Genomic DNA, 16,064 nt, shown 5'->3' on the forward strand with positions numbered 1-16,064 from the left:
GAGGCATCCGCCCCGCCTGTCATGCCGGCTCCGTCGCCGGGTCGGCGTAGCCTTGACGACGTGGCCAGCGCGATCCCGACCCCGTACGAAGACCTCCTCCGCGACGTGCTCGAGCACGGCACTCCGAAGGCCGACCGCACCGGCACCGGAACGCGGAGCGTGTTCGGCCGGCAGATCCGGTTCGACCTGTCGAAGGGCTTCCCGCTCGTCACGACCAAGCGCGTGCACTTCAAGTCCATCGCCTACGAGCTGCTGTGGTTCCTCCGGGGAGAGTCGAACGTCGGCTGGCTGCAGGAGCACGGCGTCACGATCTGGGACGAGTGGGCGGATGCCTCGGGCGAGCTCGGCCCCGTCTACGGCGTGCAGTGGCGCAGCTGGCCGACCCCGTCGGGCGAACAGGTCGACCAGGTCGCGCAGGTGATCGAGCAGATCCGGTCGAACCCCGACTCGCGACGGCTCATCGTCTCGGCGTGGAACCCGGCCGACATCCCCGACATGGCGCTCGCTCCCTGCCACGCGCTGTTCCAGTTCCACGTCGCCGACGGGCGCCTGTCGTGCCAGCTGTACCAGCGCAGCGCCGACCTCTTCCTCGGCGTGCCGTTCAACATCGCCTCGTACGCGCTGCTCACGCACATGATCGCCCAGCAGGCCGGACTCGAGGTCGGCGACTTCGTGTGGACGGGCGGCGACTGCCACATCTACGACAACCACGTCGAGCAGGTGACCGAGCAGCTCTCCCGCGAGCCCTTCGCGTACCCGACCCTTCGCATCGGCCGTCGTCCCGCGTCGATCGACGACTACCGCTTCGAGGACTTCGAGGTCGTCGGCTACGAGCACCACCCCGCGATCCGCGCGGCCGTCGCCGTATGAGCGACGCGTTCGACGACGCTGCGGCCCCGCGGGTCGGCCTGATCTGGGCCGAGGCGCATGGGGGAGTGATCGGAGCCGCCGGCGACATGCCGTGGCACGTCCCGGAGGACCTCGCGCACTTCAAGCGGACCACGCACGGCGCTCCAGTCGTGATGGGTCGCCGCACCTGGGACTCGCTGCCGCCGCGGTTCCGCCCGCTGCCGGGGCGGGCGAACATCGTCGTCACCCGGCAGGCCGACTGGCACGCCGACGGCGCGGTGCGCGCGGCCTCCGTCGACGAGGCGCTCGGGCTCGCGGCATCCGACGCCGACGATCGCATCTGGGTGATCGGCGGGGCCGAGCTCTTCGCGCGCACCATCGACCTCGCCGACCGCCTCGTCGTCACCGAACTCGACCTCGACGTCGACGGCGACACCTTCGCGCCCGACCGGTCGGGGTGGCGGGTCGTCGCCGCCGATCCGGCCGACGGATGGCACGACTCGCGCTCCGGCACCCGCCACCGCTTCCTCACGCTCGAGCGCTGACCCTGGCGCGCCGCGCGCTCGCCCGCCGGCCATCCGCGCGGTTCACCGTGAAGGAGATTTCCCGCGACATGCTGCATCGAAGCGGCGCGTCCTCGGGAATCCCCTTCGGCGAGTACGGCTCGACCCATCCTCCACAGCCGCCGGTCGAGTGCTGGATCGCGTCGCGCCGCCGGCTCCACGCGCCCGGAGGACGCGTGAGGTCCAGGCTCGGGGTCGTGATCGAGTCCCACGTGCTGCACCGCGCATGCGCCGATCTCGGCGATGTCGCCCATGTTCGCGACGTTCTGCAGTCCGCCGACGCCACGCGGCGCGACCTCGATCGCGCCGTGGGTGCCGGCATGCTCGTCAGGCTCAGGCCGGGCTGGGTGGCCGTCCCGGAGGTCGAATCCTCGATCGCGACTGCCGTGCGGCACGGAGGCGCGCTCGGCTGCGTCTCGCGCCTCCAGCTCGAGGGGCTCTGGCTGCTACGCGATCATCCGCGAATGCATGTCGCCATGCGTCCGAACGGCCGGGCACGGTCGCATCCGGAATGCGCGTGCGTCGCGCATTGGAACGATGCTCCGCAGCGGGCCGGGCGGGTTTCGCTCGTCACGGCCCTGTCCCAGGCGCTCGGTTGCCTCGGGATCGAGGAGTTCTTCATCGCGCTCGAGTCCGCGATGCGCAAGCGGCGCATCACACGGGGTGGGCTCGCCTCACTCCGGTCGCCGCTCCCGCTCGATCGGCGTTGGCTGGCGGACTTCGCGCGGTGGAACGCCGACAGCGGGCTCGAGTCGCTCCTGCGTCTGAGACTCAGGGGCCTCGGGATCGACCTGGCGTCGCAGGTCGCCGTTCCGGGGGTCGGCACGGTCGACTTCGTGCTCGGCGATCGGCTCATCCTGGAGGTGGACGGGAAGGAGAACCACGACGGATCCGCGAAGCGCCACAAGGATCTCGTGCGCGACGCCGTCGCGGCCTCTCACGGCTTCGATACGCTCCGGTTCGACTACGCGATGGTGGTGCATGAGTGGGAGCTCGTCGAAGCCGCGATCCTCTCGAGGCTCGATCGCAGCCTGCATCTCATCCGCCACCGCCCGCCGGGCACCCCGCTCGTGCTGCAGGGTGAAGGAGATCGGCCGTGACTCGCCGTCCGCGTCCCGCGCGTCGAGCGAATCCTCCTTCGAGATGCACATGAACCGACGAGGCGCCTGAGCGGAGGCGACGGAGCATGCGTGACATGGGCCACCCCGGCGAGGCGCGAGCCGATAGCCTGTAAGGCGTGACTGCAGAGAACCCCTTCGGCCAGGTGCTCGTCGCGCTCGTCACGCCGATGACGGCGGACGGCGAGGTCGATTGGCCGGCGGTGGAGAAGCACATCGACGACGTCATCACCGCCGGGGCCGACGGCATCGTGGTCACGGGCACCACGGGCGAGACGTCGACGCTCACCGACCCCGAGAAGATCCGCCTCGTCGAGGTCGGCAAGGACGTCGCGGCGGGGCGCGCGAAGATCATCACGGGCGGCGGGTCGAACGAGACCGCCCACGCGATCGAGCTGTACAAGCACAGCGAGCAGGCCGGCGCCGACGGCATCATGATCGTCACGCCGTACTACAACAAGCCGACGCAGGCGGGCATCCTGACGCACTTCCGGCTCGTGGCCGACGCCACCGACCTGCCCGTCATCCTCTACGACATCCCGGGCCGCACGGGCGTGCCGATCAAGTACGAGACGATCCTGCGGCTCGCCAAGCACCCGAACATCCTCGCCATCAAGGACGCGAAGGGCGATTTCAGCGAGGTCAGCCGGGTGCTGAACCAGACCGACCTGATGTACTTCTCGGGCGACGACGCGAACGTGCTGCCGCACCTCTCGATCGGCGCGACGGGACTCATCGGCGTGACGGCGAACATCGCCCCCGCCCCGTACCGCACGATCGTCGACGCCGTGAACCGCGGCGACCTCAAGGCCGCGACCGCCGAGCACCAGCGGCTCGAGCCGCTCGTGCGGGCCGTCATGACGCACGTGCCAGGCACGGTCGCCGCGAAGTACATCCTGCACGGCCTCGGCCGCATCGGCAGTCCGCGCGTGCGCCTGCCGCTCGTCGGACCCGAGGAGTGGGAGGCCGCGCTCATCGAGGACGAGATCGACCTCGTGAAGGGCATCCCCGGCGTCGACTTCCGCAACTTCCGCCCCGACCGCAACGCCGCCGCCGGCGGCGCGCTGCCCAAGGTGGCCGGCACCACGCGCTGACTGGGGACGGATGCCGCGGGCCCGCGCGCTGCGCACCGACGAGGCATCCGACGGGCAACCCCCGACCGAGACATCCGCGACCACGAGGGTCGCACCGAACTGAACACCGCAACGTGAGGAGGGCACATGCCCGACGAGATCATCGACCCCGAGCCGCTCGAACCGGGAACGCTCCGCGTCATCCCCGTCGGCGGCCTCGGCGAGGTCGGCCGCAACATGACGCTCTTCGAGATCGACGGCAAGCTGCTGATCGTCGACTGCGGCGTGCTCTTCCCCGAGGAGCACCAGCCGGGCGTCGACCTGATCCTGCCCGACTTCGGCTTCCTTCGGGAGCGCCTCGACGACGTGGTCGCCGTCGTGCTCACGCATGGGCACGAGGACCACATCGGCGCCGTGCCGTACCTGCTGAAGCTGCGCGCCGACATCCCGCTCGTGGGCTCGCAGCTCACGCTCGCGCTCGTCGAGGCGAAGCTCAAGGAGCACCGCATCGCGCCGTACAGCCTCACCGTGAAGGAGGGGCAGACGGAGAAGCTCGGTCCGTTCGCCCTCGAGTTCGTCGCCGTGAACCACTCGATCCCCGACGCGCTGGCGGTCGCCATCCGCACCGATGCCGGCACCGTGCTCGCGACGGGCGACTTCAAGATGGACCAGCTCCCGCTCGACGGCCGCCTCACGGACCTCCGCGAGTTCGCGCGCCTCGGCCAGGAGGGCGTCGACCTCTTCCTCGTCGATTCGACGAACGCCGACGTGCCCGGCTTCACGCCGCTCGAGCGCGCCATCGGCCCGGTGCTCGACGAGGTCATCGCGCGCTCGCCGCGGCGGGTCATCGTGGCGAGCTTCTCGAGCCACGTGCACCGGGTCCAGCAGGTGCTGCACGCCGCGCACCAGAACGGGCGCCGCGTGGCACTCCTCGGTCGCAGCATGGTCCGCAACATGACCATCGCGGCCGACCTCGGCTACCTCGACGTCCCCGAGGGCGTGCTGGTGGACTTCAAGAAGGCCGGCGACATCCCCGACGACAAGATCGTGTACATGTCGACGGGTTCGCAGGGCGAACCGATGGCGGTGCTGAGCCGCATGGCCAACCGCGACCACCAGATCGAGATCGGCGAGGGCGACACGGTGATCCTCGCCTCGAGCCTGATCCCGGGCAACGAGAACGCGGTGTACCGCGTGATCGACGGGCTCACGAAGCTCGGCGCGAACGTCGTGCACAAGGGCAACGCGAAGGTCCACGTCTCCGGCCACGCGGCCGCCGGCGAGCTGCTCTACTGCTACAACATCCTGCAGCCGCGCAACGTCCTGCCGGTGCACGGCGAGTACCGCCACCTCGTGGCGAACGCGCGACTCGCGCAGGACACGGGCATTCCGGCCGACCGGACCTTCATCGCCGAGAACGGCACCGTGCTCGACCTGCGCGACGGCGAGGTCCGCATCGCCGGGCAGCTCGACCTCGGCTTCGTCTACGTCGACGGCTCGACCGTCGGCGAGATCACCGACGCCGACCTGAAGGACCGCCGGATCCTCGGCGAGGAGGGCTTCATCTCGATCATCGTCGTGGTCGACGCCTCGACGGGGCGCGTCATCGTCGGCCCCGAGATCCACGCGCGCGGCTTCGCCGAGGACGACGCGGTGTTCGAGGACGTCAAGCCGAAGATCGTGGCGGCCCTCGCCGATGCGGCGCACCACGGCGTGCGCGACCCGCACGCGCTCCAGCAGACCGTGCGCCGCACGGTCGGCGGCTGGGTGAACCGCCGCCTGCGCCGGCGCCCCATGCTCGTGCCGCTCGTCATCGAGGCGTAGGCCGCCCGAGGCCGGCCCGGCGACGGATGCCGCGGCATCCGTCGCCGGGAAACATCGCCGTAACAGGCGGCGCGTACGCTCCGGTCATGGCGGCCTTCACCATCAGGTCCGCGCTCCCCGCGGACGGCGGCTTCCTCGCCGACATGGTCGTCGAGGCGGCGAACTGGCGAGCGGGTGCGGTGCGCCCGCGCCCCGTGATCCTGGCCGATGCCACGCACGCCGCCTACGTCTCGGGGTGGCAGCGACCCGCCGACCGCGGCGTCGTGGCCGTCGACCCCGAGGGCCGTCCGGTCGGGGCCGCCTGGTACCGGCTGTTCGGTGCCGACCGACCGTCGATGGGGTTCGTCGCGACCGGCGTGCCGGAGCTCATCATCGGCGTCAAGCCGCTGTGGCGGGCGCAGGGTCTCGGGCGTGCGCTGCTGCGCGCGCTCACCGAGGACGCCCGCGCGGGCGGATACGCCCGGCTGGCCCTCTCGGTCGAGCACGGGAACTTCGCGCACGACCTGTACCGGTCGGAGGGCTTCTCGGTGATCGCATCGGCCCGGGGGCGCGACACGATGGTGCGTCGCCTGCGCTGACGCACGGCGGCGACCGGCCGTGGTCCGCCGCTCCGACTGCGCCGACACTCGATCGGCCTGCCGGGCCGCGTCGGCGGGGGGCCGTAACGTTGAGCGCATGGCTACGAGCACCAGGTCGAACGGTCGCGCCTCCGGCGCGTCCGGGCGCTCGTCGACCCGCAACGCGCCGACCAAGAAGCTCCCGGCGCAGCGGTCGTCGACGCGCGCGGCGCGCAGCGCACCCCAGAAGTCCGACGGTCCCGGGGTCCTCGTGCGCGCGTGGATGGGACTCGCCCACCTGACCGGCGGCGCGGCCCGTGCGCTCGGCCCCGAGACCCTCGCGAAGGAGGAGCGCCGCGACGGACTGCCCTTCTTCCTCGTCCTCCTCGCCGTGTCGGGTGCCATCGTCGAGTGGTTCTTCATCAACGACCCCGTCGCTCAGACCCTCGATGCCTACACGTTCGGCGGGCTGTTCGGTCGCGTGGCCTTCGCGCTTCCCGTCGTGATGCTCATGTTCGCCGTGTGGCTCTTCCGTCACCCGAGCTCGGTGCACGACAACACGCGCATCGGCATCGGGCTCGGCATGCTGCTCATCACCGTGTCGGGACTCTGCCACCTGTTCGGCGGGCAGCCGTCGCCGAGCGAGGGCATGCCCGTGCTCGCCGGCGCGGGCGGCATCCTCGGCTGGATGCTCGCGGAGCCCCTCATCCTCCTCATCACCGAGGTCGGTGCGGGCATCGTGCTGGTCCTCTTCGTGCTCCTGTCCCTCCTGATCCTGACCAAGACGCCGCCGAATAGGATCCCGCAACGGTTCCGCGAGCTGTACGCGTGGCTGTTCGGCGCGCCCGACGGCGGTGCGGACGACGCGCAGGCCGCGGCTGCCGCGGCGAAGGCCGAACCCAAGTCCAAGCGTCGTTCCAAGGCCGACCGGTCCGAGCAGGTCGAGCTCGACGGCATCGACGACGATGCGCCGTCCGGCGGGATGCTGCCGTGGTGGCGTCGCAATGCGTCCAACCGCGAGGAGGACCCCGAGTTCGCCGACGCGGGCGCCGACGGCATCACCGAGGTCTTCGGCGAGGGCTCGGCCGCCGGCAGCTTCGAGACGCCGCTCGAGGGCGTGCGCCCCGCCGATCCGTACGGCGCAGGCGTCATCGACGACCTCGAGCGCGCGGAGTCCGCGCTGCAGCGGTTCACGGGCGAGGTCGCCGCGAGCGGGACGGGACTCCGAGGCGACGATGCCGGGGCTACCGAGGTCATCGCCCCTGCCGGGGCGGCGGTCGGACCCGCCGCCGGGGGAGCGGCCGGCGACGCACCCGCGACGGCCGACCCAGCGGCATCCGTCCACGAGGCGGGCGAGGAGCTGCCCGATCGGCCCTACCACCTGCCCTCCTCGTCCACGCTCGCGGCGGGTGCGCCCGCGAAGACCCGTTCCGCGGTGAACGACGAGGTCGTCCGTCAGATCACCGGCGTGCTCGAGCAGTTCGGCGTCGACGCGAAGGTCACGGGCTTCTCGCGTGGCCCGACCGTGACGCAGTACGAGATCGAACTCGGGCCGGGTGTCAAGGTCGAACGCGTGACCGCGCTGTCGAAGAACCTCTCGTACGCCGTCGCGTCGAACGAGGTCCGCATCCTCTCGCCGATCCCCGGCAAGTCGGCGATCGGCGTCGAGATCCCGAACGCCGACCGTGAGACGGTCACGCTCGGCGACGTGCTCCGTTCGGGCGCCGCGGTGAATGCCAAGCACCCGATGACGATCGGCGTCGGCAAGGACGTCGGCGGCGGCTACGTCGTGGCGAACCTCGCGAAGATGCCCCACCTGCTCGTCGCGGGCTCGACGGGTTCCGGCAAGTCGAGCTTCGTGAACTCGATGATCACGAGCCTCCTGATGCGCGCCAAGCCCGCCGAGGTCCGGATGGTGCTCATCGACCCGAAGCGCGTCGAGCTCGCACCGTACGCGGGCGTGCCCCACCTCATCACGCCGATCATCACGAACCCGAAGAAGGCGGCCGAAGCGCTGCAGTGGGTCGTGAAGGAGATGGACATGCGGTACGACGACCTGGCGTCGTTCGGGTTCCGCCACATCGACGACTTCAACGCGGCGGTGGTCAACGACGAGATCAAGCTGCCCGCCGGCAGCGAGCGGAAGCTCAAGCCGTATCCGTACCTGCTCGTCGTCGTCGACGAGCTCGCCGATCTCATGATGGTCGCCCCGCGTGACGTCGAGGACTCCATCGTGCGCATCACGCAGCTCGCACGCGCGTCGGGCATCCACCTCGTGCTCGCCACCCAGCGCCCGTCGGTCGACGTCGTCACGGGTCTCATCAAGGCGAACGTGCCGTCGCGGCTCGCGTTCGCGGTCACGAGCGTCACGGACTCGCGCGTGATCCTCGACCAGCCCGGCGCCGACAAGCTCATCGGCCAGGGCGACGCGCTGTTCCTGCCGATGGGCGCGTCGAAGCCGATCCGCGTGCAGGGGGCCTGGGTCACCGAGACCGAGATCGACCGCGTAGTGAAGCACGTGACCCGGCAGGCCCGCCCCGAGTACCGGAAGGACGTCGAGGCGGCCGTCGAGAAGAAGGAGATCGACTCCGACATCGGCGACGACCTCGAACTGCTGCTCGCGGCCGCCGAGCTCGTGGTCTCCACGCAGTTCGGCTCGACGTCGATGCTGCAGCGCAAGCTCAGGGTCGGCTTCGCCAAGGCCGGCCGCCTCATGGACCTCCTCGAGTCGCGCGAGATCGTCGGCCCGTCCGAGGGCTCCAAGGCGCGCGACGTGCTCGTGACGCCCGAGCAGCTGCCCGGCGTGCTCGCGAAGCTGCGCGGCGAGGAGCCCGCGGCGCCTGCTGCACCAGCGGCCTCCGCGCCGGTCGCGCCCGCCCCGGCGGCCCCGGCGGCCTCGGCGCCGCCCGGATCCGCCGACGACGTCGACGATCGCTACGACGACCCCGTCGGCCGCATCCCCGAGGGCCTCGAGGAGGTCGAGGCCGACGGCGACGAGGACGCCTGGGGCCTCACCGGTCGCGACTGACCGACGGCTAGGCTGAGGCCATGACCGATGCCGTCAGCCGTGATCGCAGCTCGAACTGGAACCTGCCGAACGCGATCACGATCGTCCGGATCGTGTTGGCGCCGATCTTCTTCTGGCTGCTGCTCGCCGACGCGGGCGCCGACGGCCCGATGCGCTGGTGGGCGGCCGTGATCTTCATCGTGGCGATCTCGACCGACTGGGTCGACGGGCACCTCGCCCGCTCGCGCGGGCTCGTCACCGACCTCGGGAAGATCCTCGATCCGATCGCCGACAAGCTGCTCACGAGCGGTGCGCTCGTCTGCCTGTCGATCCTCGGCGAACTGTGGTGGTGGGTGACGATCCTCATCGTCGTCCGCGAGGTCGGCATCACGGTCTGGCGTCTCGTCGAGTTGCGACGGGGCACGGTCGTGCCGGCGTCCTCGGGCGGCAAGGCGAAGACGTTCGCGCAGGCGATCGCCATCTCGCTGTTCCTGACGCCGCTCTGGACGATCGTCGGCGACTGGATCCTCTGGGTGAACTGGGCGGCCATGGCGGTCGCGCTGGTGCTCACCGTCTGGTCGGGCCTGCTCTACGTGCGCGACGCGATCCGCCTCGCGCGCGAGCACCGCGCCGAGTCGGCGTGAGCGCCCGGCCCGGGGCGCCACGGTGAGCGACGAGCGGATGCCGCGGCCGGTCGATGCGACGACCGAGCAGGCCGCCGAACTCATCGGCGAGCTCACGCGACGCGGACTGCGCATCGCGGTGGCGGAGTCGCTCACGGGCGGCCTCGTGATCGCCGAGCTCACCCGCATCCCGGGCGCCTCGCTCGCGGTGAACGGCGGCATCGTCGCCTACGACACCGACGTGAAGCGATCGCTGCTCGGCGTGCCCGCCGACCTGCTCGACGCCGAGGGGGCCGTGCATCCCGAGGTCGCGCGGCGGATGGCCTCCGGCGTGCGGAGCGCGCTGGCGGTCGACGACCGCCCGGCCGACCTCGGCCTCGCGACCACGGGCGTCGCCGGACCCGACCCGCAGGACGGGAAGGCGGTCGGCACGGTCTACCTCGGCGTCGCGACGGCCGAGCGGACCGAGGCGATCGCGCTCGAACTCGGCGGTGCGGGCGGGCGCGACGCGATCCGCGCGGCGACCGTGCGGGCCGCGATCGACGCCGCGCTCGCCCGCGTGCGCGAGCCCGGCTGACCCGCATCCTCGCAGCACGGCATCAGCTCGGCGACATCCGGTACCGGTGCTCCGGGCGGCCGGCGCTGCCGTACCGCGGCGCGACCTCGGCGGCGCCGCTCGCCACGAGGTGCTCGAGGTAGCGTCGCGCGCTGACGCGCGACATCCCGAGCGACTCCGCGATCTCGGCGGCGGAGGCGTCGGTGCGGCATGCCGCGAGCCCCGTGGCAACCCGGTCGAGGCTGACCTGCGAGAGGCCCTTCGGCAGGGCGACCCGGCGCATCGTGCTCGTCGCCGCGCCGAGGATGCGGTCGACGCCGTGCTGGTCGAGCGCGCCCGCGGGAGCCGCACGGTCGGCGGCGATGCCGCGGCGGACGTCGTCGAGTCGCTCGACCAGCGTCGCACCGGAGAATGGCTTGACGAGGTAGTGCCGCACGCCGAGGAGCCGTGCCTGTCGCACGGTGTCGAGGTCGCGCGCCGCAGTCACCGCGATCACCTCGACCTCGTCGCCCGCTGCGCGCAGGCGACGCAGCAGGTCGAGACCGCCGAGGTCGGGCAGGTAGACGTCGAGGAGCACGAGCTGGGGGCGGTGCCGCTCGATCGCCTCGAGGGCGGCCGCACCGGTGTGCGCCTCGGCGACGACCGAGAAGCCGGGCTGCGCGTCGACGAACGCGCGGTTGACCTGGGCGACCGCGAAGTCGTCGTCGACGATGACGACACGGAGCTCGCTCATCGTCGCGCTTCCGTGGCGGTCGGAGAGGCGTCCGGCACGGTCGACCGCCCCGCCGACGTCGACGAGGGCGTCGCCGCGGCGCCCCACGGCAGTCGCACGACGAATCGCGCGCCGCCGGCGGGTGACGTGTCGACGGCCACGTCGCCACCGGCCCGCTCCGTGACCCGCTGGACGATCGTTAGCCCGATGCCGCGCCGTGCCTTGCCGGGGGCCGGCGCCTTGCCGCTGACGTCGGGCTCGAAGATCGAGGCGCGCCGCTCGGGTGGCACGCCCGGGCCGTCGTCGTCCACGCGGACCACGACCGTTCCCGGCTCGATGTCGTCTCGGATCGACAGTTCGATGCGTCCGCCCAGCACGCACGCCTCGATCGCGTTGTCGACGAGGTTGCCGAGAACCGTCGCGAGGTCGGTGCGCTCGCGCGCGTCGATGGTCGCGTCGAGGTGGGACTCGTCGTCGACGTCGAAGGCCAGCCCGAGCTCGCCCGCGCGCGAGCGCTTCGCGAGCACGAGCGCGGCGGTCTCGACGTCGGCGATGCCGTCATGGTCGCCGAGCGTCGAGAGCGCGCCGCCGCTGCCGACGCGCTGGATGAACGCGATGGCCGCGTCGACGTGGCCGAGCTCGAGCAGCCCGCTGACGACGTGGAGCTTGTTGGAGAACTCGTGCGACTGCGCGCGCAGGCCCTCGGCCAGTCCCTGCGCCCCCTCGAGCTCGCGAAGCGTGGTCTCGAGCTCGGTGCGGTCGCGGAGGATCGCGATCGAGCCGACCTCCCGGCCGTCGACGCCGACCCGGTCGCCGTGCACCAAGAGGACCCGCTCGCCCGAGAGCACGGGCGCCTCGCGGTCCTCGCCCGAGGCGATGAAGCTCGCGAGGTCGCGGTCGAGCACCTCCTCGATGGGCATGCCCAGCACCTGGTCGGGCGCCGCGACGTCGAGCAGGCGCGCGGCGGCGTCGTTCATCAGCACGATGCGACCGCGGTCGTCGACGGCGACGATGCCCTCGCGGATGCCGTGGAGCATCGCCTCGCGCGTCTCGAGCATGGCGCGGATCTCGTCGGGCTCGAGTCCGTAGATGCGGCGGCGGATGACGCGTCCGATCCAGGCCGATCCGACCACGCCGACGAGCGCCGCCACGGCGAGCGCACCCAGGAGGCCGCCGAGCCCTGCGAGGAAGTCGGCGCGAAGCTCGGACTCGAGGATGCCGACCGACACCTGGCCCATGACGTCGCCGTCGTCGTCGAAGATCGGCACCTTGACCCGCCACGATTCGCCGAGCGTCCCGGTCTGCGTGCCGACGTAGACCTCGCCCGACAGGGGGATCGCCGGGTCCGTGGACACGCGCTCCCCGATGCGGTCGGGATTCGGGTGGGAGTAGCGGATGCCGTCCTCGTTCGCGACGACGACGTACGTGACGTGCGAGGCATTGCGGATCACCTCGGCGACCGGCTGGATCGTCGCCGACGGGTCCGGATCGTCGAACGCGCCGCGGATGACGGGCAGCCCGGCGACCGACTGGGCCACCGCGATCATCCGGTCCTGGTAGCCCTCGCGCAGCTGCCGCTCCTGGATGAGCATCGCGGTCACGCCGGTGCCGACCACGGTCGTGAGCACGATCGCGACCTGCAGCAGCAGCAGCTGCATGCCCAGCGTCATCCTCGACCGGCTCATCCGTCCAGTGTGCCGCACGCGCACACGGCCATCGACGCCGGGGCGCTGACCAATACGACCGAATCGACCGCAACGACCAGTACGACCCGTACGACCGCAACGTTCCGCCCGGTCGCGCCGCCGCCCTACCGTCATCGGCACCGACGATCGTCGGCCCGGCGACGGCGTCGGGCACTCAAGGAGGAGCATTGCGATCACACAGCCGGCCGACCCCCTCGGCCACCTCTCACCGGATCCGTACCGCTGGGGCGCGCGCGGCGCTCACGGGCCTCGGCCTGACCGCACTGGTCGGGCTCGCCGGATGCAGCGCGAGCACCGCTGCCGCGGGCGGTGACGGGGCGGATGCCGCGGCATCCGTCGACTCGGTCAACCTCATCGCCCCGGCGGACCCGGGCGGCGGCTGGGACCAGACGGCCCGCGCCTTGGCGCAGGTCCTGACCGAGGAGGACCTCGTCGGCTCGGCGCCGGTCCAGAACATCGGCGGCGCGGGCGGCACGGTCGGCCTCGCGGCGCTCGCCAACGAGAAGGACCCGGCGACGCTCATGGTCACGGGACTCGTGATGGTCGGCGCGGTCGAGACGAACGCGTCGCCCGTGCGGATCGAGGACATGACGCCGATCGCGAAGCTCACCGAGGAGGCGCTCGTCCTCGTCGTGCCTGCGGCCTCACCGTACGAGACCGCCGACGAGCTCGTCGACGCGATCGTGGACGAGGGCGCGGCGATCTCCGTGACCGGCGGGTCCGCGGGCGGGGCCGACCACATCCTCGCGGGCATGCTCCTCACCGAGGCGGGCGTCGACCCGGCCGACATCCCGACGACGCTCAACTACATCCCGAACTCCGGCGGCGGCGAGGCGGTGACGATGCTGCTCGGCAACACGGTGCAGGCCGGCATCTCGGGCGTCGGCGAGTTCGCCGAGCAGATCGCGGCGGGGGAACTCCGCGCACTCGCGGTCTCGTCGGCCGAACCGGTCGACCTGCTGCCCGACACCCCGACGCTCGTCGAGGAGGGCTACGACGTGACCCTCACGAACTGGCGCGGGCTCATCGCACCGGGCGGTCTCGACGAGGCCGACGTCGAGGCGCTCCAGGCGCTCGTGACCGACCTGCACGACTCCGACGCGTGGACCGCCACGCTCGAGGAGAAGGGCTGGGCCGACGCGTTCCTCACCGGCGACGAGTTCACGCAGTTCCTCGACGGGAACATCGCCGAGGTGACGCAGACGCTCCAGACGATCGGCCTGGTCGCCCCGTGACCGAGTCCACCCCGGTTCCCCTCGGCGCCGTCGCGCCGGGGGGAACCCCCGATCCCGCCCGGGCTCGCCCCGGTCGTACCGGGCGCGCCGGCCGAGGGCTCGCGGGGGAGTACGCGTTCGCCGCCGTGAGCGCCGCACTCGGCGCCTACGCCATCGTCGGCGCCGGGTTCATCCGGGTGCCGCCGGGCTCGGCGAGCGTGCTCGGGCCCCGGGCCTTCCCGTACGCCGTCGGGGTCCTGCTCCTCGTGGCATCCGTCGCCGTCATCGTGCAGGTGGCTCGCGGGCGCCGCGGCGTGCCCGACGACGGCGAGGACGTCGACCCGGACGCCCCGACCGACTGGCTCACCGTCGCGAAGCTCGTCGCGATCTTCCTGTCGCAGCTCCTGCTCATCGAATGGGCGGGCTGGCCGATCGCCGTCGCGGTGGTGTTCGGCGGCGCGGCGATCGTGCTCGGCGCGACGCGCTGGTGGACGGCGCTCCTCGTCGGGCTCGGCCTCGGACTCGCCACGCAACTCGTCTTCGGCACCTGGCTCGGGCTGTCCCTGCCCGCAGGTCCGCTCCTCGACTGGATTCCGATCTTCCATGGATAACCTCACCGCACTGCTGGAGGGCTTCGCCACCGCGCTGCAGCCCCAGTACCTCCTCATCGCGCTCTTCGGCGTGTTCATCGGCACGGCCGTCGGCGTCCTGCCCGGCATCGGTCCGGCCATGACGGTCGCCCTGCTGCTGCCCCTCACGTACACGCTCGATCCGACCGGCGCGCTCATCCTGTTCGCGGGCATCTACTACGGCGGCATGTACGGCGGGTCGACGACCTCGATCCTGCTGAACACGCCCGGCGAGTCGGCCTCGATCGTCACGGCGCTCGAGGGCAACCGGATGGCGAAGGCCGGCCGGGGCGCGGCGGCCCTCGCGACGGCGGCGATCGGGTCCTTCGTCGCCGGCACCATCGCGACCGTCCTGCTGACCTTCCTCGCCCCGGGCATCGCGAAGCTCGCCGTCCAGCTCGGCCCGGCCGACTACTTCGCCCTCATCGTCGTCGCCTTCCTCACCGTCGGCGCGCTGCTCGGGTCGAGCATCCCGCGGGGCCTGGTCTCGCTCGGACTCGGCCTGCTGCTCGGACTCGTGGGCACCGAGGTGCTCTCGGGGCAGCAGCGCTACACGCTCGGCGTTCCCAGCCTCGCCGACGGCATCGACGTGGTGCTCATCGCGGTCGGCCTCTTCGCCCTCGGCGAGACGCTCTACGTCGCGTCGCGCCTCAGCCACGGTCCGGTCCGGATCATCCCGGTGGACCGCGGATGGCGCAGCTGGCTGACGCGCGACGACCTCCGCCGCTCGTGGAAGCCCTGGCTGCGTGGTACGGCGATCGGCTTCCCGATCGGCACCATCCCGGCGGGCGGGGCGGATGTCGCGACCTTCCTGTCGTACGCCACAGAGCGCCGGCTGGCGAAGGGGCCGGCCCGCGCCCAGTTCGGTCGCGGCGCGATCGAGGGCGTGGCCGGGCCCGAGTCGGCGAACAACGCGGCCGCGGCGGGCGTCCTGGTTCCCCTGCTCACCCTCGGCCTGCCGACCACGGCGACCGCCGCGATCATCATCTCGGCGTTCCAGTCGTACGGCATCCGACCCGGGCCGCTGCTCTTCGAGACCCAGTCCGGGCTCGTGTGGGCGCTCATCGCGAGCCTCTACATCGGCAACGTGCTGCTGCTGGTGCTCAACCTGCCGCTCGTGGGCATGTGGGTGAAGGTGCTGCGGATCCCGCGGCCGTACCTCTATGCGGGCATCCTCGCGTTCGCCGGGCTCGGCGCGTACGCACTGCACTTCAACGTGTTCGACACGCTCACGCTGCTGGTCGTCGGCATCGTCGGCTTCCTGATGCGCCGCTACGGGTACCCGGTCGCGCCGATGGTCGTCGGCGGCATCCTCGGTCCGATGGCCGAGGAGCAGCTGCGCAAGTCGATGGCGATCAGCCAGGGCGACCTCGCGTACCTCGTGCACAGCCCGTTCGCGATCGCCGCCTACGCGACGCTCGCGGCGATCGTCGTGACGGGCGTCTGGCTGAAACGGCGGAAGGCACGGCTCGAGGCGTCGCCGGCGCTCGTGCCGACGGGCGCGATCGCTGCGGTCGACGCAGTCGATGCCCCCGCCGACGCGGCCGGGCGCGACCGGGAATAGTCCACGTGAACACCCTGTTACAGGTGTCGGGTTCAGAGCAAAACACCAGTGACCACGGGTACGCTCGGT

14 protein-coding genes are annotated in these 16,064 nt (G+C 71.8%); 12 read left to right on the forward strand and 2 right to left on the reverse strand.

Annotated elements, in window-relative coordinates:
- The first annotated feature begins 21 nt into the window (after positions 1-21).
- The 9 genes from ACSJD1_RS16350 to ACSJD1_RS16390 all read left to right on the forward strand — a co-directional run bounded on the left by ACSJD1_RS16350 (position 22) and on the right by ACSJD1_RS16390 (position 10,191).
- Positions 22-870, forward strand: a complete 849-nt coding sequence (locus tag ACSJD1_RS16350; protein WP_438856345.1) for a thymidylate synthase — start codon at positions 22-24, stop codon at positions 868-870.
- Positions 867-1,394, forward strand: a complete 528-nt coding sequence (locus ACSJD1_RS16355; protein ID WP_438856346.1) for a dihydrofolate reductase — start codon at positions 867-869, stop codon at positions 1,392-1,394. The genes ACSJD1_RS16350 and ACSJD1_RS16355 overlap by 4 nt, the downstream gene beginning before the upstream one ends.
- A gap of 215 nt (positions 1,395-1,609) precedes the next feature.
- Positions 1,610-2,512: an endonuclease domain-containing protein gene (locus ACSJD1_RS16360; protein ID WP_438856347.1), complete on the forward strand. Its 903-nt coding sequence runs from the start codon at positions 1,610-1,612 to the stop codon at positions 2,510-2,512.
- 137 nt (positions 2,513-2,649) lie between these two features.
- Complete coding sequence (dapA, locus tag ACSJD1_RS16365; protein ID WP_438856348.1) at positions 2,650-3,624, forward strand: 4-hydroxy-tetrahydrodipicolinate synthase; 975 nt, start codon at positions 2,650-2,652, stop codon at positions 3,622-3,624.
- Between the two features lie 126 nt (positions 3,625-3,750).
- On the forward strand, positions 3,751-5,427 hold the full coding sequence (locus ACSJD1_RS16370; RefSeq protein ID WP_438856349.1) for a ribonuclease J: 1,677 nt from the start codon (positions 3,751-3,753) through the stop codon (positions 5,425-5,427).
- 86 nt (positions 5,428-5,513) lie between these two features.
- Positions 5,514-6,005: a GNAT family N-acetyltransferase gene (locus tag ACSJD1_RS16375; protein WP_438856350.1), complete on the forward strand. Its 492-nt coding sequence runs from the start codon at positions 5,514-5,516 to the stop codon at positions 6,003-6,005.
- A gap of 97 nt (positions 6,006-6,102) precedes the next feature.
- Positions 6,103-9,012 carry an FtsK/SpoIIIE family DNA translocase gene (locus tag ACSJD1_RS16380; RefSeq protein ID WP_438856351.1) on the forward strand — a complete coding sequence of 970 codons (2,910 nt, stop codon included), beginning with the start codon at positions 6,103-6,105 and terminating at the stop codon, positions 9,010-9,012.
- 20 nt (positions 9,013-9,032) lie between these two features.
- Complete coding sequence (gene pgsA / locus ACSJD1_RS16385) at positions 9,033-9,635, forward strand: CDP-diacylglycerol--glycerol-3-phosphate 3-phosphatidyltransferase (RefSeq protein ID WP_438856352.1); 603 nt, start codon at positions 9,033-9,035, stop codon at positions 9,633-9,635.
- Positions 9,636-9,672: 37 nt separating this feature from the next.
- Positions 9,673-10,191 carry a CinA family protein gene (locus tag ACSJD1_RS16390; RefSeq protein ID WP_438856404.1) on the forward strand — a complete coding sequence of 173 codons (519 nt, stop codon included), beginning with the start codon at positions 9,673-9,675 and terminating at the stop codon, positions 10,189-10,191.
- 22 nt (positions 10,192-10,213) lie between these two features.
- Here ACSJD1_RS16390 and ACSJD1_RS16395 read toward each other — a convergent pair whose 3' ends face one another.
- Positions 10,214-10,903 (reverse strand): response regulator, encoded by a 690-nt coding sequence (locus ACSJD1_RS16395; protein ID WP_438856353.1) that lies wholly within the window; start codon positions 10,901-10,903, stop codon positions 10,214-10,216.
- Complete coding sequence (locus tag ACSJD1_RS16400; RefSeq protein WP_438856354.1) at positions 10,900-12,567, reverse strand: ATP-binding protein; 1,668 nt, start codon at positions 12,565-12,567, stop codon at positions 10,900-10,902. Before ACSJD1_RS16400 ends, ACSJD1_RS16395 begins: the two co-directional genes overlap by 4 nt.
- A 188-nt stretch (positions 12,568-12,755) precedes the next feature.
- Here ACSJD1_RS16400 and ACSJD1_RS16405 point away from each other — a divergent pair, with 188 nt between their 5' ends.
- From ACSJD1_RS16405 to ACSJD1_RS16415, 3 genes are read left to right on the forward strand one after another with little or no spacing between them, the layout of a single operon-like run.
- A complete protein-coding gene (locus tag ACSJD1_RS16405; RefSeq protein ID WP_438856355.1) occupies positions 12,756-13,823 on the forward strand; it encodes a Bug family tripartite tricarboxylate transporter substrate binding protein in 1,068 nt (355 codons plus the stop codon).
- Positions 13,820-14,413, forward strand: coding sequence for a tripartite tricarboxylate transporter TctB family protein (locus tag ACSJD1_RS16410; protein ID WP_438856356.1), 594 nt, complete (start codon positions 13,820-13,822; stop codon positions 14,411-14,413). Before ACSJD1_RS16405 ends, ACSJD1_RS16410 begins: the two co-directional genes overlap by 4 nt.
- Positions 14,406-15,995, forward strand: coding sequence for a tripartite tricarboxylate transporter permease (locus ACSJD1_RS16415; protein WP_438856357.1), 1,590 nt, complete (start codon positions 14,406-14,408; stop codon positions 15,993-15,995). Before ACSJD1_RS16410 ends, ACSJD1_RS16415 begins: the two co-directional genes overlap by 8 nt.
- Positions 15,996-16,064: the final 69 nt, after the last annotated feature.

Source organism: Agromyces excoecariae, from assembly GCF_051715505.1.
GTDB lineage: Bacteria > Actinomycetota > Actinomycetes > Actinomycetales > Microbacteriaceae > Agromyces.